The 23,657-nt window shown below is 63.7% G+C and carries 23 protein-coding genes; 7 read left to right on the top strand and 16 right to left on the bottom strand.

From position 1 onward, the window contains the following. Nucleotides 1–242: 242 nt before the first annotated feature. The 5 genes from DBR47_RS01275 (at nucleotide 243) to DBR47_RS01255 (ending at nucleotide 5,156) form a co-directional block, all read left to right on the top strand. A complete protein-coding gene (locus DBR47_RS01275) occupies nucleotides 243–1,064 on the top strand; it encodes a pyruvate, water dikinase regulatory protein (protein WP_124446181.1) in 822 nt (273 codons plus the stop codon). Between the two features lies 1 nt (nucleotide 1,065). Next, the gene (locus DBR47_RS01270) at nucleotides 1,066–1,941 is read left to right on the top strand and encodes an EamA family transporter (RefSeq protein ID WP_124446180.1); all 876 of its coding nucleotides are present in this window, start codon (nucleotides 1,066–1,068) and stop codon (nucleotides 1,939–1,941) included. 59 nt (nucleotides 1,942–2,000) lie between these two features. Next, nucleotides 2,001–2,945 (top strand): phenylacetic acid degradation operon negative regulatory protein PaaX, encoded by a 945-nt coding sequence (gene paaX / locus DBR47_RS01265; protein ID WP_197046802.1) that lies wholly within the window; start codon nucleotides 2,001–2,003, stop codon nucleotides 2,943–2,945. Nucleotides 2,946–3,096: 151 nt separating this feature from the next. Continuing rightward, nucleotides 3,097–4,122, top strand: coding sequence for a hypothetical protein (locus DBR47_RS01260; protein WP_124446178.1), 1,026 nt, complete (start codon nucleotides 3,097–3,099; stop codon nucleotides 4,120–4,122). Nucleotides 4,123–4,136: 14 nt separating this feature from the next. Further along, on the top strand, nucleotides 4,137–5,156 hold the full coding sequence (locus DBR47_RS01255) for a 2Fe-2S iron-sulfur cluster-binding protein (protein ID WP_124446177.1): 1,020 nt from the start codon (nucleotides 4,137–4,139) through the stop codon (nucleotides 5,154–5,156). Here the strand turns inward: DBR47_RS01255 and DBR47_RS01250 are convergent. The 16 genes from DBR47_RS01250 to rpsB form a co-directional block, all read right to left on the bottom strand. Beyond that, entirely contained in the window at nucleotides 5,153–5,932 is a 780-nt protein-coding gene (locus DBR47_RS01250) for an RNA methyltransferase (RefSeq protein ID WP_124446176.1), read from the bottom strand. The genes DBR47_RS01255 and DBR47_RS01250 overlap by 4 nt on opposite strands. After that, nucleotides 5,929–6,558: a ribonuclease HII gene (rnhB, locus tag DBR47_RS01245; protein WP_124446175.1), complete on the bottom strand. Its 630-nt coding sequence runs from the start codon at nucleotides 6,556–6,558 to the stop codon at nucleotides 5,929–5,931. The genes DBR47_RS01250 and rnhB overlap by 4 nt, the downstream gene beginning before the upstream one ends. After that, nucleotides 6,527–7,687, bottom strand: a complete 1,161-nt coding sequence (lpxB, locus tag DBR47_RS01240) for a lipid-A-disaccharide synthase (protein ID WP_231512071.1) — start codon at nucleotides 7,685–7,687, stop codon at nucleotides 6,527–6,529. The genes rnhB and lpxB overlap by 32 nt, the downstream gene beginning before the upstream one ends. Nucleotides 7,688–7,691: 4 nt before the next feature. Further along, nucleotides 7,692–8,477 carry an acyl-ACP--UDP-N-acetylglucosamine O-acyltransferase gene (lpxA, locus tag DBR47_RS01235; protein ID WP_124446174.1) on the bottom strand — a complete coding sequence of 262 codons (786 nt, stop codon included), beginning with the start codon at nucleotides 8,475–8,477 and terminating at the stop codon, nucleotides 7,692–7,694. Nucleotides 8,478–8,497: 20 nt separating this feature from the next. Next, complete coding sequence (fabZ, locus tag DBR47_RS01230; RefSeq protein WP_124446937.1) at nucleotides 8,498–8,938, bottom strand: 3-hydroxyacyl-ACP dehydratase FabZ; 441 nt, start codon at nucleotides 8,936–8,938, stop codon at nucleotides 8,498–8,500. Between the two features lie 2 nt (nucleotides 8,939–8,940). Beyond that, nucleotides 8,941–10,020: a UDP-3-O-(3-hydroxymyristoyl)glucosamine N-acyltransferase gene (gene lpxD, locus DBR47_RS01225; protein ID WP_124446173.1), complete on the bottom strand. Its 1,080-nt coding sequence runs from the start codon at nucleotides 10,018–10,020 to the stop codon at nucleotides 8,941–8,943. 8 nt (nucleotides 10,021–10,028) lie between these two features. Further along, entirely contained in the window at nucleotides 10,029–10,544 is a 516-nt protein-coding gene (locus tag DBR47_RS01220; RefSeq protein WP_124446172.1) for an OmpH family outer membrane protein, read from the bottom strand. Next, entirely contained in the window at nucleotides 10,544–12,856 is a 2,313-nt protein-coding gene (bamA, locus tag DBR47_RS01215; RefSeq protein WP_124446171.1) for an outer membrane protein assembly factor BamA, read from the bottom strand. The genes DBR47_RS01220 and bamA overlap by 1 nt, the downstream gene beginning before the upstream one ends. Nucleotides 12,857–12,866: 10 nt before the next feature. Continuing rightward, nucleotides 12,867–14,234 carry an RIP metalloprotease RseP gene (rseP, locus tag DBR47_RS01210; RefSeq protein WP_124446170.1) on the bottom strand — a complete coding sequence of 456 codons (1,368 nt, stop codon included), beginning with the start codon at nucleotides 14,232–14,234 and terminating at the stop codon, nucleotides 12,867–12,869. Then, nucleotides 14,231–15,460: a 1-deoxy-D-xylulose-5-phosphate reductoisomerase gene (locus DBR47_RS01205; protein WP_124446169.1), complete on the bottom strand. Its 1,230-nt coding sequence runs from the start codon at nucleotides 15,458–15,460 to the stop codon at nucleotides 14,231–14,233. The genes rseP and DBR47_RS01205 overlap by 4 nt, the downstream gene beginning before the upstream one ends. A 38-nt stretch (nucleotides 15,461–15,498) precedes the next feature. Beyond that, complete coding sequence (locus DBR47_RS01200) at nucleotides 15,499–16,344, bottom strand: phosphatidate cytidylyltransferase (RefSeq protein WP_124446168.1); 846 nt, start codon at nucleotides 16,342–16,344, stop codon at nucleotides 15,499–15,501. A gap of 28 nt (nucleotides 16,345–16,372) precedes the next feature. Then, entirely contained in the window at nucleotides 16,373–17,101 is a 729-nt protein-coding gene (uppS, locus tag DBR47_RS01195) for a polyprenyl diphosphate synthase (RefSeq protein ID WP_255420609.1), read from the bottom strand. A 16-nt stretch (nucleotides 17,102–17,117) separates the two neighbouring features. Next, on the bottom strand, nucleotides 17,118–17,678 hold the full coding sequence (gene frr / locus DBR47_RS01190) for a ribosome recycling factor (RefSeq protein ID WP_124446167.1): 561 nt from the start codon (nucleotides 17,676–17,678) through the stop codon (nucleotides 17,118–17,120). Nucleotides 17,679–17,746: 68 nt separating this feature from the next. Beyond that, nucleotides 17,747–18,457: a UMP kinase gene (pyrH, locus tag DBR47_RS01185; RefSeq protein ID WP_124446166.1), complete on the bottom strand. Its 711-nt coding sequence runs from the start codon at nucleotides 18,455–18,457 to the stop codon at nucleotides 17,747–17,749. A 177-nt stretch (nucleotides 18,458–18,634) separates the two neighbouring features. Beyond that, nucleotides 18,635–19,531, bottom strand: a complete 897-nt coding sequence (gene tsf, locus DBR47_RS01180) for a translation elongation factor Ts (protein ID WP_124446165.1) — start codon at nucleotides 19,529–19,531, stop codon at nucleotides 18,635–18,637. Between the two features lie 114 nt (nucleotides 19,532–19,645). After that, on the bottom strand, nucleotides 19,646–20,392 hold the full coding sequence (gene rpsB, locus DBR47_RS01175) for a 30S ribosomal protein S2 (protein WP_124446164.1): 747 nt from the start codon (nucleotides 20,390–20,392) through the stop codon (nucleotides 19,646–19,648). 370 nt (nucleotides 20,393–20,762) lie between these two features. On the opposite strand from rpsB, the gene DBR47_RS01170 reads away from it, so the two are divergent. Continuing rightward, nucleotides 20,763–22,091 (top strand): FAD-dependent oxidoreductase, encoded by a 1,329-nt coding sequence (locus DBR47_RS01170; RefSeq protein ID WP_124446163.1) that lies wholly within the window; start codon nucleotides 20,763–20,765, stop codon nucleotides 22,089–22,091. Between the two features lie 35 nt (nucleotides 22,092–22,126). Then, nucleotides 22,127–23,647, top strand: a complete 1,521-nt coding sequence (locus tag DBR47_RS01165; RefSeq protein WP_231512069.1) for an NAD(P)H-hydrate dehydratase — start codon at nucleotides 22,127–22,129, stop codon at nucleotides 23,645–23,647. Nucleotides 23,648–23,657 lie beyond the last annotated feature (10 nt).

Here is a 23,657-nt window from a genome sequence, read left to right as displayed (position 1 = left end):
AGACTGAGGCAGACAAAGTCACTCACACCAATTCTTGATTTTGATTGTGGGGTGGAGGCGTTCATGCGGCTGAAGGGGATGAATGCCGCTGATTCTACGGGCAAGCTTTGCGACGGGTCTTTGAGATTTTTGGCAGATTGTTTGAAATCTTTTCAGCGGTGGCCACAGCTGATACGCCCGGGTTTGCGGCGGCCTCAGGTCGAAGTGAACCTATGATCTGCCTGAACTAAGGACGCCCCACCATGCCCAATCGCACCGTGTACTTTGTCTCCGACGGCACCGGCATCACCGCCGAAACCTTCGGCAATTCCATCCTGGCCCAGTTCCCCATCAAGCCCCGCCATGTGCGCCGCCCCTTCATCGACACGCCGGAGAAAGCCTATACCGTCGTGCGCGAGATCAACGAGACCAGCGTGCGCGAGGGCATGCGGGCCATCGTCTTTGCCACCCTGGTAGACCGCGAGGTGCTGAAGATCGTGCGCGATCATTGCCAGGCCCGGGTGCTGGACATGTTCGGCACTTTTATCGAGCCCTTGGAAGAGGAGTTCGAGACCAAGTCCAACCACCGGGTCGGCCGTTTTTCCGATGTGGCGCGCAGCCAGGAGTACCACGACCGCATCGAGGCCATCAATTTTTCCCTGGCCCACGACGACGGCCAATCGGCCAAGAATCTGGATGTGGCCGATGTGATCCTGGTCGGCGTGTCGCGCAGCGGCAAGACGCCCACCTCGCTCTACCTGGCCATGCAACACGGCATCAAGGCCGCCAACTACCCGCTGATCCCCGAGGACTTTGAGCGCGGTCGCCTGCCCTCCATGCTGGTAGCCCACAAGCGCAAATGCTTTGGACTGACGATTGACCCCGAGCGCCTCAGCCAGATCCGCAACGAGCGCCGCCCAGGTAGCAAATACGCCGATCTGCTCAACTGCCGCTACGAGGTCAACGAGGCCGAGGCCATGATGAAGAAGGACGGCATCGCCTGGCTGTCCTCCACTCACAAATCCATCGAAGAGATCGCCACCACCATTCTGCGCGACCTGCGGCCGGACCGTTTGATCTACTGAGGTGCCCGCCAACGCTCTAGCCCTTGTGCTGGCCGCCGCGCTGCTGCATGCTTTTTGGAACTTCGCGGCCAAAAAGGCCGGCGGCAACCATCACTTCGCTCTGGCCTCGGCGCTCACGGTCAGCGTGATCTGGCTGCCGGTGGTCTGGGTGGTGGGCTGGGATGTCGTCGCCGCCTTCGACGCCAAGATCTGGGCCGTTTTGCTGGCCACGGCCATCCTGCACCTGCTCTATTTCAACGCCTTGTTGACCGGCTACCGGGTGGCCGATCTGAGCGTGGTCTACCCCATCGCGCGCGGCAGTGCACCGGCCATGTCGGCCATCGCGGCCCTGCTCTTGCTGGACGAGCATCTAGGCCTGCGCGGCAGCCTGGGCCTGCTGGCCGTGGTGCTGGGCATTGTGCTGATTGCTGCTGGGCCGGGGCTGTGGCGGCGCAGCGTGGGCGAGGCCCAGCGGCGCAGAAAGTTAGGCCTGCTATGGGGCGGCCTCATAGGCGTCCTGATCGCGGGCTACACCGTGGTGGACGGCTATGCCATCAAGGTCTTGCTGATCTCGCCCCTGCTGCTGGACTATTTCAGCAATCTGCTGCGCGTGCCCTTTATGTTGCCCGCGCTGTGGCGCGACCCTGAGGGTTTTGCAGGCGCTCTGCGTCTGCAGTGGCGCTACGTCCTGCTGGTGGCGGTGTGCAGCCCGCTGGCTTACATCTTGGTGCTCTATGCCATGCAGCTGGCGCCGCTGTCTCGGGTGGCACCCACGCGCGAGGTTTCGATGCTGTTCGCAGCTTTGCTGGGCGGGACCTTGCTGAAGGAAGGCGAGCGCGGCTGGCGTTTGGCCGGCGCGGCCTGCATCGCGGCGGGCGTGATCGGCTTGACGCTCTGATTCACCTGCGCTTTCGCTATGCTCCAGGCCCCCCATTTCTTGCCACCGACGCCTCTATCTTGAGCCCCGCCACACCTCTGCTCCGCGACTGGATTGACCAGGCCTTGGCCAGCGAGCGGCTCAATGCCCAGTCCCTGATCGTCACCTTGCTGGGCGACTCCATCGCGCCCTATGGCGGGCATTTCTGGCTCAAAAGCCTGATACGCCTGGCCGAGCCCCTGGGCCTGAACGAGCGCCTGGTGCGCACCAGCGTGTTCCGGCTGACGCAAGATGGCTGGTTGCGCGCGAATCGCCAGGGCCGGCGCAGCGAATACCAGCTCACCCCCGAGGGCTTCAGCCGTTTCGAGCAGGCTCACAGCCGCATCTACTCGGCCACGCCCGAGGGCTGGGACGGTCAGTGGACCTTGCTCGTCATGCAGGCGGGTGTCGAGGCCGCTCCGGCGCGCCTGCAGCTGCGGCGCGAGCTGGCCTGGGAGGGCTTTGTGGCCCTGGGCCCGGGTGTGCTGGGCCACCCAGCGCCGCGCCGCGATGCCCTGGCCAGCATGCTGCACCGTCTGGGCCTGCGCGATCAAGTCTTCGTTCTATCCGCCAAAGAGATCGCGCCCTTGCGGGGTCGATCCCTGCAGGAGTTCGCCACCCAGGCCTGGCCCCTGGATCAGTTGGCGAGCGACTATGAGCAGTTCATCCAACGTTTCAGCCCCTTGCTGAGCAGCCTGGAGCAAGCCCTGGCTCTCGGCCAGCCCATTCCAGCCGGCCCGGCCTTGCTGGCCCGTACCCTGCTGATTCACTCCTTCCGCCGGGTGCAGCTGCGCGACCCGCATTTGCCCACCGCCCTGCTGCCGCCAAGCTGGCCGGGCACCCAGGCCTATGCCTTGTCTGCCGAGCTGTATCGGCGCCTGCACCTGGCGGCGGACGCCCATGTGCTGGCCCAGCTCAAGGCCGAATCCGGCTTTGTGCCGCCGCTGACGCCTTACGTCTTCCAGCGCTTCGGCGGTCTGCTCTAAGCCCCAGCCCGAGGCCCCGGGAAAAGCCCTAGCAGGCAGGAACGCGAGTTCTGACCCAGGTCAATATGATACAGACTTGGCAGTAATTACCATTTGTCGTATCAGGTCTACACACAGCCCGGCCTGATCTCAACAATATTTGGAGACGGCCATGTCACACCACGAACGGATCGCCCACACCATGGAACTGCCCCCCGCCACGGTGCAGCCCAATGTCTACCCTTTAAGCTGGCGCAGCGAGACGGCCAAGCTGGAGGAGGTTTGGGATGCCTCGCAGCGCGAGTACTGGGACCCCAAGAAACTGCCCTGGGACACTTTCGACGCCTCGCGCTACAGCTGGGAAGAACGCGAGGCCATGGCCTACTGGTGGACTCTGCTCTCGGTCTTTGACGCCTCGGCCCCGCCGGTGTTTGCCGCCGCCTTCATCAAGACTTACGAGGCCCACGAAGAAGACGCGGTACGCCGCTGCTTCTTCTCGGTGACGCGCGACGAGCAAAACCACGAACAACTCTGTGGCCTGGCCATCACCAAGCTGCTGGAGCACCCGGACCCGCTCACCTACGAGCCCAAGACCGAGATCGGCCGCAAGGCCTGGAAGAACGCGCACTGGCTGTATCACAACGGCGGCCGCTACTGGACGGGCTATAAGAACGCCGTGCCCAAGTACAGTCTGGCCGTGCTGTTCAGCTCCTTCTTGATGGGCGAGATCGCGGCGGCCACCATCTTTCACCAGATGGCGGCCAAGTGTACCGAGCCGGTGTTCCAGGAAGGCTTCCGCAAGGTGGGCCGCGACGAAGGTCGGCATATGGCCATCTGCATGGCCTTGATGGAGCGCGACTATCCCAAGATGGATCTGTCGGACAAATCCTTGATCACCAAGCAGATCCGCGCTGGCTTCCTCTTCCTCTCGGGCGTGCTGTTCGAGCCGCCGGAAGACTTCTGGGACATAGGCCCGGACTTCATCCCCAACCAGCGCGAGATCGAGACCGTGGCCCGCAACGCTGGCTTCTACATCCCCGAGTACGAGGCCAAGAAGGAGAACTGGCGCAATGCCATGCTCAATCTCAAGGGCGTGCTGGACAAATACGGCATCCCCTTCCCTGCCATCCCGGAGGTGGGCATCTCGGGTGAAGAGGTGCGCGATGTGGACATGAAAGACATCATCCCGGTGTTCTGAGCGAGGGCTTTCTTATGAGCAAAGTCATCACCCTCTCGCCTTCGGGCCAGAACATTCCCGTGGCCGATGGCGACACGGTGTTGATGAGCTTGGAGCGGGGCGGCTACGCCCTGCCCAATAACTGCCGCGCCGGTGCTTGCGGCGAGTGCAAGGTGCGCGTGCTGGAAGGCCAGTTCGATCAAGGCTTTGTGATGGACATGGCCTTGTCGCAGGAGGAGCGCAAACAGGGCTTCGGCCTGATGTGCATGGCCAAGCCTTTGTCCGAGCGCCTGGTGATCGAATGGGGCTCGGCCGATGCCTCACCCAAGCTCTTCCCGCCCCGCGAAGGCATGCCTTATGTGGTGGTGGAAAAGATCCAGCGCACACCGCGCATCTGCGAGTTTCAGCTGCTGCCCCTGGGCGCACCGCTGCGCTTTTGGCCCGGCCAGTACGTGGCCATCACGGCGCCTAAACCCGGCGCCACGCCCAGGCATTACTCCTTGGCCAATGCGCCGCGCCAGGACGGCAGCCTGGTCTTGCAGGTGACCCGCGTCGACGGCGGCCAAACCAGCAACTGGCTGCACGAAGAAGTGGGCATCGGCGATGGGCTGAGCTTGTCCGGGCCCTACGGCAACTTTATCGGCGACCCCAAGGCCGACACGCCTGTCCTGTGCCTGGCGGCGGGCTCGGGCCTGGCGCCCTTGCTCTCGCTCACCGAGGCGGCCTTGAAGCGGGGCTACCGCAAGCCGGTCACCCTGCTGTTCTCGGCCCGCAGCGAAGAAGACTTTTATGCCAAGGGCCGCTTGGTTTACTGGTCACGCATGCATCGCAATTTCAGCTGGAAGCTGACGCTGACCGGTGAGGAGAAGCCGGGGATCTTGCACGGCCGGCTCCCCGGCCTGCTGCCCCAACTCTTCCCCGATCTCTCGGCGCACAGCGTATTCGTGGCCGGCAGCACCGAGTTCACCGAAGACTGCTTGAGCGCGGTGCGAGCCCTGGGCGCGCAGGAGTCGCTCTTGCATCACGAGCGATTCATGTCGCAGCGCATCAGTTAAACCAAGCGTTGGCGGGCACTTTCGTACAAGCAGATGGCCGCGGCGCTGCCCACATTGAGCGACTCCTCACCGCCCGGCTGCGGGATGCCCACGGTCAGGGCGCAGCGTTGCATCAAGTCGGCTTGCACGCCCTGGCCCTCGTGGCCCATCACCCAGGCGCAGGGCTTGGGCAGGGTGAGCTGATGGATTTGTGACTCGGCGTAAGAGCTGGTCGCAATCAGCGGTACTTGCAGCGCGTCCAGATCGGCCGGGCTGAGGCCCTCGATCAGGTGCAGGCCGAAGTGCGCGCCCATGCCGGCACGCAAAACCTTGGGTGACCACAGCGCCGCCGTGCCCTTCAAGGCCAGCACCTGCTTGAAGCCAAAGGCTGCGGCATTGCGCAAAATCGTGCCCACATTGCCGGCGTCTTGCAGGCGGTCCAGCACCACGCTGTCGAGGCCCGGGGTCAGGTCTTGCCCTGCTTCAAACGGAATTTCGAACCCGATTTGCGCCGGCGACTCCAGGCCGCTGATGCCTTTGAACAGGGCCGCGGGCACGATCAGCTGGCGCGGGGCGGCATCGGCCAAGTCGCGCAGAGCGGGGTTCTGAGCGCCCTCCTCCGTCAGCACCGCCAAGGTCACCGCATGGCCACGCTGCAGACAGGCGCGGGCCAGATGGTCGCCCTCCAGCCAAACGCCACCCAGCTTGCGATAAGCGCCGCCGTCCTGGCTGAGCTTGCGCAGGCGTTGCAGGGCGGGGTTGTCACGCGACGTGATGTGCAAGATTTTTTCGCTCACGAAGCCAACTCCAAAACTGCTCGGACCGGACCGAATGTACGTCGATGAAAAGGCGTGGCGCCATGCTCGCGCAGGGCGGCCAGATGCTCGGCCGTGGGGTAGCCCTTGTGGGTGGCGAAGCCATAGGCCGGATGAGCCTCATGCATGGCCAGGCATTGGCGATCGCGGTGCACTTTGGCCAGGATGGAGGCGGCCGAGATGGCTTGCACCTTGGCGTCGCCCTTGACGATGGCCTCGGCCGGCACTTTGAGCACAGGCAGACGATTGCCATCCACCTGCACAAAAGAAGGCTTGAGGCGCAGGCCTTCCACCGCACGGCGCATGGCCAACATCGTGGCCTGCAGAATGTTCAAGCGGTCGATCTCTTCCACACTGGCTTCGGCGATGCAGCAGCACAAGGCCTTGGCGCGGATCTCGTCAAACAAGGCCTCGCGCTTTTTCTCGCTGAGGATTTTGGAGTCACGCAGACCGAGGATGGGGGCGGCATCGTCCAGGATGACGGCGGCCGCGACCACCGGCCCGGCCAAGGGGCCACGCCCCGCTTCATCCACCCCCGCCAAGAGGCCGGGACCGGCCCAGGACAGGCCCAATTGCTCAGGCACGCCCGATGACTTGCGCGATGGCATGGCTGGCCTTTTGCGCGGTATTGCAGCGCAACATTTGATGTTGTTGTTCGAATCGGGCCTGGGCGTGGAAATAGCGGTTCTCGTCCGCCAACCAGGCCAGGCCCTCCTTGGCCAAGGCCTCGGGCGTGCAGGCATCCTGAATCAGCTCGGGCACCAGGAACTCACGCGCCAGCACATTGGGCAAACCCACCCAGGGCTGGTAGTTGCGGCCCTTCATGCGCCACCAGTTGAGCCAGTGCATGCGGTAGGCAATCACCATGGGCCGCTTGAACAAGGCCGCCTCCAGCGTCGCCGTGCCGCTGGCCACCAGGGTGATGTCGCAGGCGGCCAGGGCCTCGTGGGAGCGGCCGTCCAGCAGGCTCAGATTCAACCCAGGTGCTACGCGAGCCACCAAGGGCTCGATCAAGGCGCGCAAGCCCGGTGCCATGGGCATGATGAAGCGCAGCTCGGGCCTCTGCTGCTGCATCAAGACGGCGGCGCGCAAAAAGGGCTCGGCAATGTAGCGGATCTCGCTGCGGCGGCTGCCGGGCAGCAAGGCCACAACGGTGTCGCTGTGCGCCAGGCCCAAACTGGCACGGCTCTCGGCCTTGGGCGGGTGCAAGGGGATCGCATCGGCCAGCGGGTGACCAACATAGCTCGCCGCTATGCCGTGCTTGCGCAGGATCTCGGGCTCAAAAGGAAAGAGGCAGAGCACATGGTCGGCCGAGCGCTTGATCTTCTCCACCCGTTCGGCCCGCCAGGCCCAGATCGAAGGGCAAACGAAATGCACGGTCTTGATGCCGGCCTCGCGCAGGCGCTGCTCCAGGCCGAAATTGAAGTCGGGCGCGTCGATGCCGATGAAGGCTGCGGGCCGCTGCTCGGGCGGTAAGGCGATCAGGCGATTGCCCAGTTGCTTGCGTATGGACAGCAGCTCGCGGATGTTCAGCAAGGCATCGACATAGCCAAAGATGGACAGCTTGTCATGCGGCCACCAAGCCTCAAAACCTTGGGCCGCCATGCGCGGGCCGCCGATGCCGCAGGCTTGCAGCTCGGGCCAGCGCTCACGCAGGCCGGCCAAGAGCAGGCCCGCCAGCAGATCACCGGAGGCCTCGCCGGCCACCATGCCAAAACGAGGCGGAGTGTCGGTCATGGCTTCAGCGCACGATGCCGCGAGTCGCTGCGGCTAAAAAGCTCAACATCAATGCCACATCCTCGTCGGCCCCTTGACCTTGCAGCGCCGCGATTTCGGTCTGCGATTGTTCAAACGTCAGGGCCGAGCGGTAGAGCAGCTTGTGGATCTGCTTGATCACGGCGATGCGCTCGGCACTGAAGCCACGGCGGCGCAGGCCCACCACATTGACGGCACGGGCCGCCAGCGGATTGCCGTCCACCGTCATGAAGGGCGGCACGTCCTGGGCCACATGGCCTTGAAAGCCGATCATGGCGTGAGCGCCGATCTTGACGAACTGATGCACGCCCGACAGGCCGCCCACCGTCGCCCAGTCGCCCACATGCACATGGCCTGCGAGCGTGGCGTTATTGGCCAACACGATATGGCTGCCCAAACGCACATCGTGGGCGATGTGCACATAGGCCATCAGCAGATTGTCACTGCCGATGCGGGTCACGCCCTCGTCCTGAGCCGTGCCCAGATTGAGGGTGCAGAACTCGCGAATGCTGTTGCGGTCGCCGATCACCAGCTCGGTCGGCTCGCCCGCGTACTTCATGTCCTGCGGGACGGCGCCGATGGAGTTGAACTGGAAGATCTTGTTGTCCGCGCCTATCGTGGTGCGACCCTCGATCACGCAATGCGGCCCCACCGTGGTACCGGCCGCGATGCGCACATGCGGGCCAATCAAGCTGTAGGCGCCTACCGTGACGGTGGAGTCCAGCTCCGCCGCCGGGTCAATGATGGCGCTGGGATGAATGCGGGACGACATGGCTTATCTCTCGCTCAGTCTCAGTCGGAGATTTTGCGCATGGTGCAGATCAGGTCGGCCTCGGCCGCCAGCTGCTCACCCACATAGGCCTTGCCACTGAATTTGAAGATACCGGCCTTGGCGCGCTCCAGCGTCACATCCAGGCGCAGCTGATCGCCGGGCTCGACCGGGCGCTTGAAGCGCGCGTTATCGATGCCGGCGAAGTAGACGACCGTGGTTTCATCCAGCTTGATGTCCGAGCTTTCCAGGGCCAGCAGCGTGGCGGCTTGGGCCATGGCTTCCAGAATCAGCACACCCGGCATGACCGGGCGATGGGGGAAGTGGCCGAGGAAGAAGGGCTCGTTGATGCTGACGTTTTTGATCGCCAAGATGCGCTTGCCGGCTTCGACTTCCAGCACGCGATCCACCAACAGAATCGGGTAGCGATGCGGCAGCTTCTTCAGAATGGCGTGGATGTCCATGGTCATGTGTTCTTTTTTTCAAGATCGCGCAAGCGGGTGCGCAAGGAATGCAATTGTCTCAGGGTGGCCGCGTTCTTTTCCCAGCTGGCATTGTCCTCGAAGGGATAGACGCCGCTGTACTGTCCGGGCTGGCTGATGGAGCGGCTGATCAGGGTGGCGGCCGACACATGCACATGGTCGGCCAGCACCAGATGCCCGACCACATTGGCCGCGCCACCGATGGTGCAGAAGGCGCCGATCTTGGTGCTGCCAGCAATCGCCGCGCAGCCGGCGATGGCCGTATGCCGGCCAATCTGCACGTTGTGGGCGATCTGGATCAGATTGTCCAGCTTGACCCCGTCTTCCAGCACCGTGTCGGCCAAGGCGCCGCGGTCGATGCAGGTGTTGGCGCCAATCTCCACATCGTTGCCGATGCGCACATTGCCCAGCTGCTCGATCTTCTCCCAGCCAGGTTGCTCGGACTTGAAGTTGGGCGCGAAGCCAAAGCCGTCCGCACCAATCACCACGCCACTGTGCACGATGCAGCGCTGGCCCAGCTCGCAGCCAAAGCCCACGGTGACGCGAGCGGCCAGGCGCGTGCCCGCACCGATGCGAGCGCCCTGCGCTATCACGCAATGCGCGCCAATGCGGGCGCCATCACCGATCTCGGCCTCGGCCTCGATCACGGCCAAAGGGCCCACGTCCACACCCGCGCCGAGCCGGGCGCTGGGGTCAACCACCGCGCTTGGATGAATGCGCGCGGCGCCCAGCGGCCGGCTACGCGCCGCCCACCATTGCGTCAGACGTGCAAAATAGAGGTAAGGGTCAGGCGTGACGATGACCGCCCCGCCCCTTTCCCCGCCCTTTTCGCCACCCTTCTCACCTCGCTTAGCGGCCGCCTCGGCAAAGGCCGGTGCGACGATCACACAAGCCGCATTCGTCTGCGCCAGCTGAGCCTGGTAACGCGGATTGGCCAGAAAGCTGATGGTTTGCCCATCGGCTTCGTCCAGCGGCGCGATGCGGCTGATGCGGGTTTGGGCTTCACCAATAAGATCGCCGCCCAAGGCGGCGATCAAATCAGCAAGGTGAACCTCTGGGGCCACCTGCGCGCTCACTTCTGAGCGTTGAGCGTGTCGATCACCTTCTTGGTGATGTCAACGCGCGCGCTGGACATGATGGCGTCCTGCACGATCAGGTCGTACTTCTCGGCATCAAAAATCTGCTTGATGACGCGATTGGCGCGGTCCACGATGACCGACATTTCTTCCTGCTTACGCTGGCTCAGGTCCTCTTGCCACTCGCGGCGCTTGCGCTGCAGTTCGCGGTCTTGCTCGACCAGATCGCGCTGACGACGGCTGCGTTCAGATTCCGACAGCGTGGGCGCGTCTTTTTCCAGCTTCTCGGCAGCACCGCGCAGCTTGGATTCCAGATCCTTCAGGTCCTTCTCGCGCTTGCCAAATTCTGCTTCCAGCTTCAGACCAACGGCCTTGGCCAGATTGGCTTCGCGAATGACTCGCTCGCTGTTGACATAACCGATCTTCAGCTCTTGGGCTTGAGCCGCACCCGCCAAGGCGGAGACCGACATCATGGCGGACAGCGCCACCGCTTTCAATGACATGCTTTTCATCAGAATGCATTCCCGATTTGGAATTGGAATTTCTCGATTCTATCCGTGGGCTTCTTGCGCAATGGCGTGCCATAGCTCAAGCGCAGCGGGCCCATGGGGGACAACCAGCTGAGGCCGATACCGGCGGAGGAACGGATGGAGTCGCCGGTGATTTTTTCGTCCGGACCCCAGACATTGCCGGCATCCCAGAAGCCGAAGAGACGGAAGGTCTTGTCATTACCACCGCCCGGCACGGGCAGGTACAACTCGGCATTGACGTTCACCTTGCGATTGCCGCCGGAGTAGGAGCCGGTCACGTCCACCGGACCCAGCGAGCCGGCTTCAAACACCCGCACCGAACCCAGGCCACCGGCGTAGAAGTTCTTGAAGATGGGATAGGGCCTGCCGCCCAGGCCTTGCCCCCAACCCAGTTCGCTGTTCACGCCCAGGGTGATCTTGTTGGTGATGGGGAAGTACTCTTGGTACTGCAAATTGGCGCGGGCATAACGCGCATCACCCAGGGCGCTAATTTCAAAGTTGACGCGCTGATAGCGACCCGCCGTGGGCGAGATGATGCTGTCGCGGTTGTCACGCTGCCAGCCAATGGTGAAGGGGAACTCCCGGCTGTTCTTGCCAAACAAGCGGCCGTACAGCAGATAGCTATTGGGCAGACCGGCGGTGGTGCTCATGGTGGTTTGGGCATAACCCAGACCGAAGAACACGGTGTCAATTTCCGAGAAGGGCACACCGAAGCGCACCGTGCCGCCGTGGGTGATCAACTCATACTGCTCGCCCAGGGTGTTGATGGGCTTTTGCGTGCGGTAGAACACGTCGATCGAGCGCGACACGCCGTCCACGGTGAAGTAGGGATCGGTCTCGCTCACCACCAAGGCACGGCCGGTGGATGCGGTATTGACCTGGATGCCCAGCGAGTGGCCGGAGCCGAACACGTTGTCCTGCTGGATGGAGCCGGTCAAGGACAGCTTTTGCTGGCTGGAGTAGCCCGCACCCACCATGATGTTGCCGGTGGGGCGCTCGACCACGGTCAGGATCACATCCACCTGGTCTTGTGCGCCTGGCACTTCCTGGGTGTCAATGGTCACTTCGCCTTGCTTGAAATAACCCAGACGCTCAACCCGGTCCTTCGAAGCCTTGATGCGCTGGCCGTCATACCAGGCCGATTCGAACTGGCGGAACTCGCGGCGGATCACTTCATCGCGGGTCCGGGTATTGCCGCCAATGATGACGCGGCGCACATAGACGCGGCGTTGCGGCTCGGCGGTGAAAGTTACCACCACCTGGCCGGTGGCCTTGTCGATCTCGGGCCGGCTGTCGACGCGTGCGAAGGCGTAACCAAAAGTGCCGTAAAGATCGGAGAACAGACGCGTGGTCTGAGCCACCGCCTCGCCCTGATAGGCCTGGCCGGGCTTGAGTTGGATCAGACGCTTGAAGTCTTCTTCGCGACCCAGGAAGTCGCCTTCCAGCTTGACCGCCGTGACGGTGTAGGGCTGGCCCTCACTGACCGTGATGGCGATATTGATACTTTGCTTGTCGGGCGAAATCGTCACCTGGGTGGAGGTGACGGCAAACTCCAGATAGCCGCGATTCAGGTAGTAGGAGCGCAGCGTTTCCAGGTCGGCATTGAGCTTGGAACGCGAGTAGCGGTCGGTCTTGGTGTACCAGGTCAGCCAGCCCGAAGTGGTCTGCTCCATCAGGCCCACCAGGGTGCTCTCCGAGAACACCTTGCTGCCTAGGATGCGCACCTCACCGATCTTGGCTGGGTCGCCCTCGGTGACGGAGAAGCTCACGTTGACACGGTTGCGTTCCAGCGGCGTGATGGTGGTCGTGACCTCGGCGCCGTAGAGGCTGCGGGTCAGGTATTGACGCTTCAACTCCTGCTCGGCGCGGTCGGCCAAGGCCTTGTCGAAAGGCTTGCCCTCGCCAATGCCCACGTCCTTCAGCGATTTGGTCAGGGCCTCGGTATCGAACTCCTTCAGGCCGACGAAGCTGACGTTGGCGATGATAGGCCGCTCCTCGATGATGACCACCGCCGAGTTGCCATCGATATTGATGCGCACGTCCTTGAACAAACCGGTGGCGAACAAGGCGCGCAAGGCAGCCGCGCCCTTGTCGTCGTTGTAGGTGTCACCGATGCGGAAGGGAAGGCTTGCGAACACCGTACCGGGGTCGGTTCGGTTCAAGCCTTCAACACGAATGTCCTTGAGGATGAAGGGTTCCACGGCCCAGGCGGCGCCTGACTGCAGTGTGGCCACCAGGGCCAAGGTCAGGATTGAGGGGCGCAGAAACGCTCCCGGTCTTTGAGATGAGGACATGCAGATAGAGTCAATGCAGACCCGTCAAGCGGGCCACGTCGTTGGAAAGGGCTAAAGCCATCATCAGCATCAGGATCAACGCACCTGCGCGCTGCAGCTGCGTTTGCCACCACTCCGAGACGGGGCGGCCGCTCAAACCCTCGAAAAGATAATACATCAGGTGTCCACCATCGAGCATGGGCAGTGGCAGCAGGTTCAGCACCCCGAGGCTCACACTGACCAAGGCCAGGAAGCCCAGATAGTGCGCCAGACCTAGGCGGGCGGACTGCCCGGCGTACTCGGCGATGGTCAAGGGGCCGCTCAGATTTTTCAGCGAGGCCTCGCCGATCAGCATGCGACCGAAGACCTTGAGCGTCATCCAGGACACATCCCATGTGCGCTCAAAACCGCGCCACAAGCCGTCAACAAAGCCGTAACGCTGCATCACCATCTCGGGCGCGGCGCCCACCAGGGCTTCGATGCGGCCGATCTCTTTGTCCGCTTCGCTGACCAGCTTGGGGCGTACCTCGATTGATAGCGTCTCAGCGCCGCGCTGCACCCGCCACAGCTGGGCCTGCACCTCGCCCGTACTGCCGGAGGCACGGATCAGCTGGCGCAGGCTGGCGGCGTCTTGGACCGCAAGCTCATTGACCGCCAACACTCGATCGCCTTCCTTCAGCCCTGCCTGCTCGGCGGCACCTCCGGCAGAGATGCGGCCCAGCACCGGCTCGCTGAAGGGGCCACCCAGGCCCAGCTTGGCGCTCAGACCGGCGTCCATCTCGGCGCCCTTCAAGCTCTCGGTATCCAGCAGCAATTCACGCCGACCATGGCCCTTAGCATCGCTCACACTCAGGTGCAATCTTTCGCCCTGGGCCAGGGCTGCGGCCACTTGTTCATGCAGATCGAGCAGGGAGCCGGTGTCCAACCAGTCCTGCCCGTTCTTGGATGTGGCTTGCACCCAGTCCCCCGCCTGCATGCCCGCGCGCTCGGCCAAGGAACCCGCCACCGGCGCGCCCAGCACGGCCTTGGGCACCGACATGCCGGTCCAGTTGGCCGCCCCGAACAGCAGGGCCGCCAGCAGCAAATTGGCCAAGGGGCCGGCCGCCACGATGGCCACGCGTTGACGCAGGGGGCGGTTGTTGAAGGCCTGCTCGCGCAAGGCCGGCAGCACAGGCCCTTCGCGCTCGTCCAGCATGCGCACATAGCCACCCAGGGGAATGGCGCAGAGCGTGAATTCGGTCGCGTCGGGATGCGCCTGACGCCGCCACAGCACGCGACCAAAGCCGACCGAGAAGCGCAGCACCTTGACGCCACAGGCACGCGCCACGCGGTAATGGCCATACTCATGCACCACGATGAGCACGGCCAGCGTGACGAGAAAGGCCAACAAGGTACTCATGCAGAGAGCCCAGCAATCAGGCCCTGCGCATGGCGGCGCACGCGCGCGTCCAGGCCCAGCAAGCCTTCCACACTGGCGCATTCACCGGCCTGGGGTGGCAGCTCGTCCAGGCATTGCAGATTGATACGGTGGATCTGATCGAAGCGCAGGCGCTTGTTCAAGAAAGCCTCGACGGCCTCCTCGTTGGCCGCATTCAAGACAGCGGTCGAACCCTCGGCCGCGCGCAGGGCACGCCAGGACAGGAAGAGCCCTGGGAAGCGCTTCTCATCGGCTTCCTCAAAGCTCAGGGCCGCGAGCTTTTCCAGCTCCAATCGGCTGGCCCCGGCCTCAATTCGCTCCGGGAAGGACAGGCCGTAGGCGATGGGCACTCGCATATCCGGCGTGCCCAGCTGGGCCAGCACCGACATATCGCGGCACACCACCATGGAGTGAATGATGCTCTGCGGATGAATCAGCACCCGGATCTGCTCGGGCGCCAGATTGAACAACCAGCGCGCCTCGATCACCTCCAAGGCCTTGTTCATCATGGTGGCGGAGTCCACCGAAATCTTGCGGCCCATCACCCAGTTGGGGTGGGCGCAGGCCTGCTCGGGCGTGATCTCGGCCAAGGTAGACGGGTCGCGCTGGCGGAAGGGGCCGCCCGAGGCGGTCAGCACGATGTGGTCGATGCGCTGGGCCCAGCTGCTGCGGTCTTCGGGCAGGCATTGGAAGATGGCGGAGTGTTCGCTGTCGATGGGCAGCAAGGTCGCAGCGCCCTGCTCCACCGCCTGCATGAACAAAGCGCCACCGACGACGATGGCCTCCTTATTCGCCAGCAGCAGTCGCTTGCCGGCCTTGGCCGCAGCCAGGCAGGGCGAGAGCCCGGCGGCGCCGACGATGGCGGCCATCACCATGTCCACATCCGGGTGGGCAGCGATCTGCGAGAGGCTATCGGCGCCGTCCAGCACCTCGGTGCGGCTGCCCTGTTCGCGCAGCAACACGCGCAGGCGCGCGGCAGGCTCAGCAGCGGGCATGACGGCAAAACGCGGCTGCCAGCGCAGGCATTGGGCCAGCAGGTCTTCGACTCGGCTCATGGCCGAGAGCGCGAAGACCTCGTAACGCTCGGGATGGCGGGACAGCACGTCAAGCGTGTTGACGCCAATCGAGCCGGTCGAGCCCAGCACACAGATGCGCTGACGGCGTTGGGGAACTTGCGAGGCCTGGAGGCTGGATGAAGTAGTGGTCATGGGAGCAGGCGGGGCCACACAAGAAATTCAGAAAGAGTTCACAGCGAACTCAGGGCCAGGGCCAGCGGGAACACCGGCAGCAAGGCATCGACTCGGTCCAGCACGCCACCATGGCCGGGCAGCAGCTGGCTGCTGTCCTTGGCACCAACGGCGCGCTTGATCAAGGATTCAAACAAATCACCCACCACGCTCATGGCGCTCAAGAAGAGCAGGCCCAAGAGGCTGACGATCAGGCCTTGGCGCTTGAGCAGCATGAAGAGTGAGGGGGAATCGAACACGAAATGTTCTTCCAAGCCATGGACCCAAAGCACGCCCAGCAGCATCACGCCCAACATGCCAGACCAGACACCTTCCCAGCTCTTGCCGGGGCTGATGGAGGGCGCCAGCTTGCGGCGGCCAAATGCACGCCCGCCGAAATAGGCGGCCACATCGGCCATCCAGACCAGGCAAAAGATGGAGAGCAAGAAGTTGGTGCCCATGGCCTTGGCTTGGGCCATGGCCAACCAGGCGGCAAACAAGACGATGGCGCCAAGCGCCAAGCGCAGGCCGCTGGAGGCATGGGGCCAGGCTTTGGGGCCGCCGCGCAAGGCATAGGAGCCACCGGCCACCCAGACCACGCCGGCCAGCCACCAGCACCAATCGGGCGGGGCTTGCAGGCCGTGCCCCAGCAGGGTGATGGCGCAGGCCGAGGCCACGCCTGCACCGAACACTGCGGGCAGCCAGCGCGGCGAGGCCGTCGTTGAATTGAGCTTGGCCCATTCCCAACCGGCCGCTGCGATCAAGAGCAGCGTTAGCAGGGCGAAAGGCCAAGGGTTGGCGACGAACACGGCAGGCAGCAAAACGGCCAGCAGCACCAAGGCCGTGATGATGCGTTGTTTCAGCATGAAAAGCCTTACCTCGCCAGGAGAGCAATTAGCCCGCTATGACAGCCGGTGCTTCTTTAACACCGCCAAAGCGCCGATCACGCTCGCGGAAGGCCTCGATGGCCGCATCCAACTGCGCGTCGCCGAATTCGGGCCAGAGGCAGTCGGAGAAGACAAACTCGGTATACGCCACCTGCCAGAGCAGGAAGTTGCTGATACGCACCTCACCGCCGGTGCGGATGAAGAGGTCCGGGTCCGGCGCATAGTTCATGGCCATGAACTCGGACAAGCGTGCCTCGGTCAATTCCTCGGGCGGCACACCCGCTTGCATCGCGCCCTTGCAGGCCTGCACCACATCCCAACGGCCACCGTAGTTGAAGGCCACCGACAGGGTCAGCTTGCTGTTGTGAGCGGTGGCGCTTTCGGCCTCGTTCCAGGCATTGCGCAACTTGGGGCTGACCGCATCGCGATCACCCACGATACGAATACGCACACCCATGGAGCCCATGCGGGCCAGGTAGCGCGAGACGGCGGCCAGCACCAAGCCCATCAGGCCGGAGACCTCGTCGGAGGGGCGCTTCCAGTTTTCGGACGAGAAGGCGAACACCGTCAGGTACTCGATCTCGCGATCAATACAGGCCTGCACCACCTTGACCAAGGCGTCGACGCCTTGCTTGTGGCCAAAGAAACGGGGCAGGAAACGCTTTTTGGCCCAGCGCCCATTGCCATCCATGACGATGGCAACGTGGCGGGGAACCGTTCTCTGATCGGTGCTCACTCGGGGGCTATTCCGCTCAGACCGCCAAGATTTCGGCTTCCTTGGCCGCAATCAGCTTGTCGATTTCGGCGATGGTGCGGTCGGTCAGCTTTTGGGCCTCGTCCAGGCTGCGGCGCTCGTCGTCCTCGCTGATCAGCTTGTCCTTGGTCAGCTTCTTGGCTTGCTCATTGGCTTCGCGGCGCAGATTGCGCACGGCGATCTTGGCGTCTTCGCCGGCATTGCGCACGACCTTGGTCAGGTCACGGCGACGCTCTTCGTTCAAAGGCGGCATGGGCACGCGGATCAACTCGCCTTGCGAAGCGGGGTTCAGGCCCAGATCAGACTCGCGAATCGCCTTCTCGATCTTGGCGCCCATGCCTTTTTCCCAGGGCTGCACGCTGATGGTGCGAGCGTCCAGCAAGGTCACATTGGCCACTTGCGAGATGGGCACCAGGGAGCCGTAGTAGTCCACGCTCACCTGATCCAAGATGCCGGGGTGGGCACGGCCGGTGCGGATCTTGTGCAACTCGTTCTTAAGCGCCTCGACCGACTTGGCCATCTTCACTTCGGCGTTGTTCTTGATGTCTGCAATGCTCATGATGCTTCTCAAAAATTCCTGATCTGATCCTGGGCTGGGCCCATGCCCAGCCTTGATCTTCCATCAAATCAAACGTGAACCAGCGTGCCTTCGTCCTCACCCATCACCACGCGCTTGAGCGAGCCGGGCTTGAGGATGCTGAACACGCGGATCGGCAGCTTCTGGTCGCGGCACAGGGCGAAAGCCGTCGCGTCCAGGACCTGCAGATTCTTGGTGATTGCTTCATCGAATGTGATGCGCGAGTAGCGCGTCGCGTTCGGATCCTTTTTCGGGTCCGCAGTGTAAACGCCATCGACCTTGGTCGCCTTCAAGACGATCTCGGCACCGATCTCGGCGCCACGCAGCGCGGCCGCGGTGTCGGTGGTGAAGAAGGGGTTGCCGGTACCGGCGGCGAAGACGACGACCTTGCCCTCTTCCAGATACTGCAAGGCCTTGGGGCGCACATAGGGCTCGACCACCTGCTCGATGCCGATGGCCGACATCACGCGCGCGGTGATGCCTTCTTGGCGCATGGTGTCCGCCAGGGCGAGCGAATTCATCACCGTGGCCAGCATGCCCATATAGTCGGCCGTCGCACGATCCATGCCGACGGAGCCACCCGCCACGCCACGGAAGATATTGCCGCCGCCGATGACCACCGCCACCTCAACGCCGAGTTCGGTCACCTCTCTGATTTCTTGCACCATGCGCACGATGGTGGCGCGATTGATGCCGAAGGCGTCGTCGCCCATCAGGGCTTCGCCGGAGAGTTTGAGCAGAATGCGTTTGAGCGCGGGCATGATTGACCTCTAAGAGCTGCGGGTGAGCAATGGTGTGCAGGGAAATTCTCTGAGCGCCAGCACCCCGTCATCGCAGCCTTTGTGGGGCGGGTCAGGTCGGCCAGAAGTGAATTCGGCCGATAGGTGCGGGCTCAAGTGTAAAGGGCGCCGAGAGGCGCCCTTTTTGTTACAAGAGGCTTAAGCCCCCTTGGCGGCAGCCACTTGCGCAGCCACTTCGGCAGCGAAGTCGTCCACCTTCTTCTCAATGCCTTCGCCGACCACGTACAGGGTGAAGCCCTTCACGGTGGTGGCCTTGTCCTTCAGCATGGCGGCAACGGTTTGCTTGCCGTCGGCAGCCTTCACGAAGACTTGATCCAGCAGCGAGACTTCCTTCAGGAACTTCTGCACCGAGCCTTCAACCATCTTGGCGACGATGTCGGCAGGCTTGCCGGACTCGGCAGCCTTCTCGGCAGCGATCTTGCGCTCCTTCTCAACCAGCTCAGCAGGCACATCGGCCGAAGACAGAGCGGCGGGCTTCATGGCGGCCACGTGCATGGCGACGTCCTTGGCAGCGACTTCGTCGCCGTCGAACTCAACCATCACGCCGATGCGGGTGCCGTGCAGGTAGGAAGCCAGCTTGGAGCCGGTGGCATAGCGCTGGAAGCGGCGGATGGTCATGTTCTCGCCGATCTTGCCGATCAGGCCCTTGCGAACATCTTCCACAGTCGGGCCGAAGCCTTCTTGCGACAGGGGCAGTGCCGACAGGGCGGCCACGTCAGCCGGTGCGTCCGAAGCGATCAGACCCGCGACAGCATTCACGAAAGCCAGGAAGGCATCGTTCTTGGACACGAAGTCGGTTTCGCAGTTCACTTCCAGCAGCGCGCCGGCATTGCCCACCACGGCGGTAGCGACCACGCCTTCGGCGGTCACGCGCGAAGCGGCCTTGCCAGCCTTGTTGCCCAGCTTGACGCGCAGGATTTCTTCAGCACGACCCAGATCGCCTTCGGCTTCGGTCAGCGCCTTCTTGCACTCCATCATGGGAGCGTCGGTACGAGCACGCAGCTCGGCAACCATGCTTGCGGTAATAACAGCCATCTTGATTCTCCGGTTTCGGTGAGCCTTGCCTACAACACAGGAGCAAGACTCGTTGATATCAATTTTTTAAAAAAAAGGGGCTGAATCAGCCCCTTTTTCGCAGGAGTTCAGAACTCAGGCGCCTTCGCTGACTTCCACGAACTCGTCGCCAGCGGGAGCTTGCGCTTGCACCACGTCGTTACCGGCGTTGGCACGGCCTTCCAGCACGGCGTCAGCCACGGCACGGGCGTACAGAGCGACAGCCTTGGCGGAGTCGTCGTTGCCAGGGATCACGTAGTCGATACCGACGGGCGAGTGGTTGGTGTCAACCACGCCAATGACGGGGATGCCCAGCTTCTTGGCTTCGGCCACAGCGATCTTGTGGAAGCCCACGTCGATCACGAAGATGGCGTCGGGCAGGCCGGCCATGTCTTGGATGCCGCCGATGTCTTTTTCCAGCTTAGCCAGGTCGCGCTGGAACATCAGCGCTTCCTTCTTGATGGCGGGCTGGGTGCCAGCGTCGACCTGAGCTTGCATGTCCTTCAGGTTCTTCAGCGAAGCCTTGACCGTCTTGAAGTTGGTCATCATGCCGCCCAACCAACGCTGGTCGACATAAGGCATGCCGGCGCGCTGAGCTTCCAGAGCCACGACTTCACGGGCTTGGCGCTTGGTGCCGACCATCAGGATGGTGCCGCGCTTGGACGACAGATTGCGGACGAACTTCATCGCCTCTTCGAAGGCGGGCAGCGTCTTCTCGAGGTTGATGATGTGAATCTTGTTGCGATGGCCGTAGATGTACGGGGCCATCTTGGGGTGCCAGAAACGAGTTTGGTGACCAAAGTGGACGCCGGCTTCCAGCATCTCGCGCATAGTGACGGACATTTCAAATACTCCGAAGGTTGTGTCTAAAATCCGGCTCGAATTGCTCTGCGATACACATCCGCTCGCTGCTTAACTGAAGTCAAGGCAACGGGCTTTATCTGAACAGCAGCAACACCTCTCGAATAGCCGGTTTGCGATTGATTTACCAGTCTGAGCTTGAGCAATATTGCTTTCAGCCGCCGGCAAAACCCAAAGAGTATACACCACCTATGCCCCACGACCTGAGCGGCGCCGCCGAGCGCCTGCGAGAAGGCCAGTTGCGAGCCCTTCCCTGCCCTGATTCACCGCGCGATCAGAGCACCACTGCCAGCCCCCGCCGCAGCCCTGGCCACCGGCCACCAATGCTGCCCAAGCAGGCGAGGGGCTGAACATGCGCATCGCCATCATTGGCGCCGGCATCGCCGGCGTCTGCACCGCATATGAACTCGCCGCCGACGGTCATCAAGTCACCGTGTTTGACCGCTGCGGCAGCGTGGCCGCCGAAGGCAGCTTCGCCAACGCCGGCATCATCGCCCCTGCCCTGCGCCTGCCCTGGGTGGCCGCCGGCTGGCCCAGCCTGAGCGCGGGCCGCGGCATAGGCTGGCAACTCAAGCGCCGCCGCGCCGCCAAGGACAAGGACGCCAGCGCAACCCAGCAGCGTCTCTTCAAGCTGGCTCAATTCAGCCTGGAGCGCCTGCAAGCTCTGCGCCGGACCCTGCAACTGGACTACGAGCGCAGCCAAGGCCAGCTGGTGCTGCTGAGGACGGCGCGCGAGCTCAAGCAGGTCCAGCCCGGCCTTGATCTGCTGGAGCAGTTCGGCGCGCGCCCACAGCTGCTAGACAGCGCGCAATGCCTGGCCTTGGAGCCCGGCCTCAACCCGGAGCAGGCCCTGCAAGCCGGTGTCCATCTGCCCCAGGCCGAGGTCGGCAACTGCCGCCAGTTTGCCCACCTGCTGCGTCTGGAAGCGCAGCGCTTGGGCACGCAATTTCGCTTCCACACAACGGTGCGCAGCATCACGCCGGGCAAGCAGGCCAGCCTGGTGCATGAGTACACGCCGCCCATCGAACAAGCCGGCCCTGCCTCACGCCCTGGCGAAAGCATGGACAAGCGCGAAGCCGGTGATACCCGACCCGCGACACCCGGCCCTCAGCAAGACAGCTTCGATGCCATCGTGGTTTGCGCCGGCACCGGCGCGTCCGAGCTATTAGCATCCCTGGGCCTGAAGTTGGCGACAACACGGCTGCACGCCTGCTCCATCACCGCACCGTTGCGACAGCTGGAGGCCCACCCGCACCTCGGCCCGCAAGCCGCCCTGCTGGACCAGCAAAGCGGCGTCAGCATCAGCCGCCTGGGCCAGCGAGTGCGCCTGAGCCTGAGCGGCAAGTTCAGCGGCGAGATCGAGGACGGCCAAGGTCAAATCAAAGCTCCCACCACCGCCCTGCTGCACAAGGTCTTGAACGACTGGTTCCCCGGCTCCATGCAGTCCGGCCAGGTCTTGCAATGGACCGGCAGCCAGGTCCATCTGGCCGATGAACTGCCTGTGCTGGGTGACAGCGGGCGCACAGGCATCTGGCTGAACCTGGCGCAAGAGTCCTCGGCCCTGGCCGGCTGGACCCTGGCCTGCGGCGCCGCCGCTGTGCTGCGCAGCCAGATCGGCGGCCAGCAAGCGGGCAGCGACATCCCCGACATCAGCGGACTGGAGATCTCCCGCCTGGGCTAAGCTGCGAGGCAAACTCGCCCCAGCCAAGGTCCGCCGTGATCAAACTCAGCGCCCCCTCGCACTCACTCCCGCTCTACCGCGTGGCCAGCAGCCGGGCCATCGAAGCCCAGGCCTTGCAGGCCAGCGCCCCCATGCAACTGATGGCCCGCGCCGGCGCGAGCGTGGCCAAACTGGCGATGGCTTTGCAGCCCGACGCAGGCCGCGTGATTTGGATTGTTTGCGGGCCCGGCAATAACGGCGGCGATGGCTTGGTCGCCGCCCGCCTGCTGCATGGCCTGGGGCGAAAAGTGACGGTCAGCCTCATCGGCGCCAAAGCCGATGGCCCTGCCGACGCGCGCCAGGCCTTGGCCGAAGCGCAGGCGGCGGGAGTCGTGATTCGCGCAGAATTGAGTCCACCCGAGCACCTAGGCCTCATCGTCGACGGCTTGCTGGGCTTGGGCGCCACTCAAGGCCCCGGCTCCAGCGAACTGGAGGGCGCCATCAGCCTGCTGAACCGACTCAGCACGCCGAAGCTGGCCATCGACCTGCCCAGCGGCCTCTCGGGCGACAGCGGCTGCGCCAAGGGTTCGGCCGTGCTGCAGGCGCAGCACACGCTCTGCCTGCTGAACCTCAAGCCCGGCCTGCTCACCGGCCAGGGGCGCGCCCTGTGTGGCGAGCTTTGGTTCGATGATTTAGGCCTCACACCCAGCCAGATGGCCGATGCGCATTGGCTGGGCCAGGACTGTCTGCAAGCCTGGCTACGGCCCGGCCCAGCCACGGCACACAAAGGCAGTCAAGGTGATGTGCTGGTGATGGGCGGCGCGCCAGGCATGCGCGGCGCGGCCCGCCTGGCCGGCCGCGCCGCATTGGCGGCAGGTGCGGGCCGGGTTTTTCTGACCTTTCTCAACACCTCCACGGCCCTCACCGAGGACGCCGATGCCCAACGCCCTGAGCTGATGCTCATGCCACCGCAGCGCCTGCAAAGCAGCGAGGGCTGGCAAAGCCTGACCGTGGTGGCCGGCTGCGGCGGCGGCAGCGCCATCGCCCCAGAGCTGGCCGCCTTGCTGCAGCACAGCGAGCGCCTGCTGCTGGACGCCGACGCGCTCAACAGCCTCAGCCTGAGCCCCACACTGCAAGAGGCCTTGCGCCAACGCGCGGCGCGCGGTCTGCCCACACTGCTAACGCCCCATCCGCTCGAAGCCGCACGCCTGCTGAACATCAGCACGACCGAGGTCCAGGCCGATAGACTGAGCGCAGCCCAGGCCCTGGCCGATCGCTTTGACTGTTATGCGGTGCTGAAGGGTTCGGGCAGCTTGGTCGCCGCGGCGCGCAGCGACGAGTTGCTGATCAATAGCAGCGGCAATGCCGCCTTGGCCACGGCCGGCAGCGGCGATGTTCTGGCGGGCTGGCTCGCAGGCCTATGGGCCCAAGCCCCCAAACAAGACCCACAAGCCATCGCCGCAGCGGCCGTTTACTGGCATGGGCGCGCTGCTGACGCACGGCGCGCGGGCCCGCTGCGCGCCGCCGATTTGATCGAGCAGATGCACGAGCTCAGGCAGGCGCTGAGCCTGCCTTAAACAGGAAGAG

This window comes from Paucibacter sp. KBW04 (assembly GCF_003852425.1).
Classification (GTDB): domain Bacteria; phylum Pseudomonadota; class Gammaproteobacteria; order Burkholderiales; family Burkholderiaceae_C; genus Paucibacter_A.
Note: the sequence above shows the minus strand (reverse complement) of the source record. Positions and strands in the feature narration are given on the sequence as shown.

Bases quoted from the DNA above. Each gene is read 5' to 3' on its own strand.
- rseP (WP_124446170.1), bottom strand. From the start codon at position 14,234: ATGAGTACCTTGTTGGCCTTTCTCGTCACGCTGGCCGTGCTCATCGTG.
- lpxB (WP_231512071.1), bottom strand. From the start codon at position 7,687: ATGACCGACACTCCGCCTCGTTTTGGCATGGTGGCCGGCGAGGCCTCC.
- frr (WP_124446167.1), bottom strand. From the start codon at position 17,678: ATGAGCATTGCAGACATCAAGAACAACGCCGAAGTGAAGATGGCCAAG.
- fabZ (WP_124446937.1), bottom strand. From the start codon at position 8,938: ATGGACATCCACGCCATTCTGAAGAAGCTGCCGCATCGCTACCCGATT.
- rnhB (WP_124446175.1), bottom strand. From the start codon at position 6,558: ATGCCATCGCGCAAGTCATCGGGCGTGCCTGAGCAATTGGGCCTGTCC.
- DBR47_RS01255 (WP_124446177.1), top strand. From the start codon at position 4,137: ATGAGCAAAGTCATCACCCTCTCGCCTTCGGGCCAGAACATTCCCGTG.
- DBR47_RS01220 (WP_124446172.1), bottom strand. From the start codon at position 10,544: ATGAAAAGCATGTCATTGAAAGCGGTGGCGCTGTCCGCCATGATGTCG.
- bamA (WP_124446171.1), bottom strand. From the start codon at position 12,856: ATGTCCTCATCTCAAAGACCGGGAGCGTTTCTGCGCCCCTCAATCCTG.
- lpxA (WP_124446174.1), bottom strand. From the start codon at position 8,477: ATGTCGTCCCGCATTCATCCCAGCGCCATCATTGACCCGGCGGCGGAG.
- rpsB (WP_124446164.1), bottom strand. From the start codon at position 20,392: ATGTCCGTCACTATGCGCGAGATGCTGGAAGCCGGCGTCCACTTTGGT.
- DBR47_RS01200 (WP_124446168.1), bottom strand. From the start codon at position 16,344: ATGCTGAAACAACGCATCATCACGGCCTTGGTGCTGCTGGCCGTTTTG.
- DBR47_RS01260 (WP_124446178.1), top strand. From the start codon at position 3,097: ATGTCACACCACGAACGGATCGCCCACACCATGGAACTGCCCCCCGCC.
- pyrH (WP_124446166.1), bottom strand. From the start codon at position 18,457: ATGCCCGCGCTCAAACGCATTCTGCTCAAACTCTCCGGCGAAGCCCTG.
- DBR47_RS01205 (WP_124446169.1), bottom strand. From the start codon at position 15,460: ATGACCACTACTTCATCCAGCCTCCAGGCCTCGCAAGTTCCCCAACGC.
- tsf (WP_124446165.1), bottom strand. From the start codon at position 19,531: ATGGCTGTTATTACCGCAAGCATGGTTGCCGAGCTGCGTGCTCGTACC.
- DBR47_RS01170 (WP_124446163.1), top strand. From the start codon at position 20,763: ATGCGCATCGCCATCATTGGCGCCGGCATCGCCGGCGTCTGCACCGCA.
- DBR47_RS01275 (WP_124446181.1), top strand. From the start codon at position 243: ATGCCCAATCGCACCGTGTACTTTGTCTCCGACGGCACCGGCATCACC.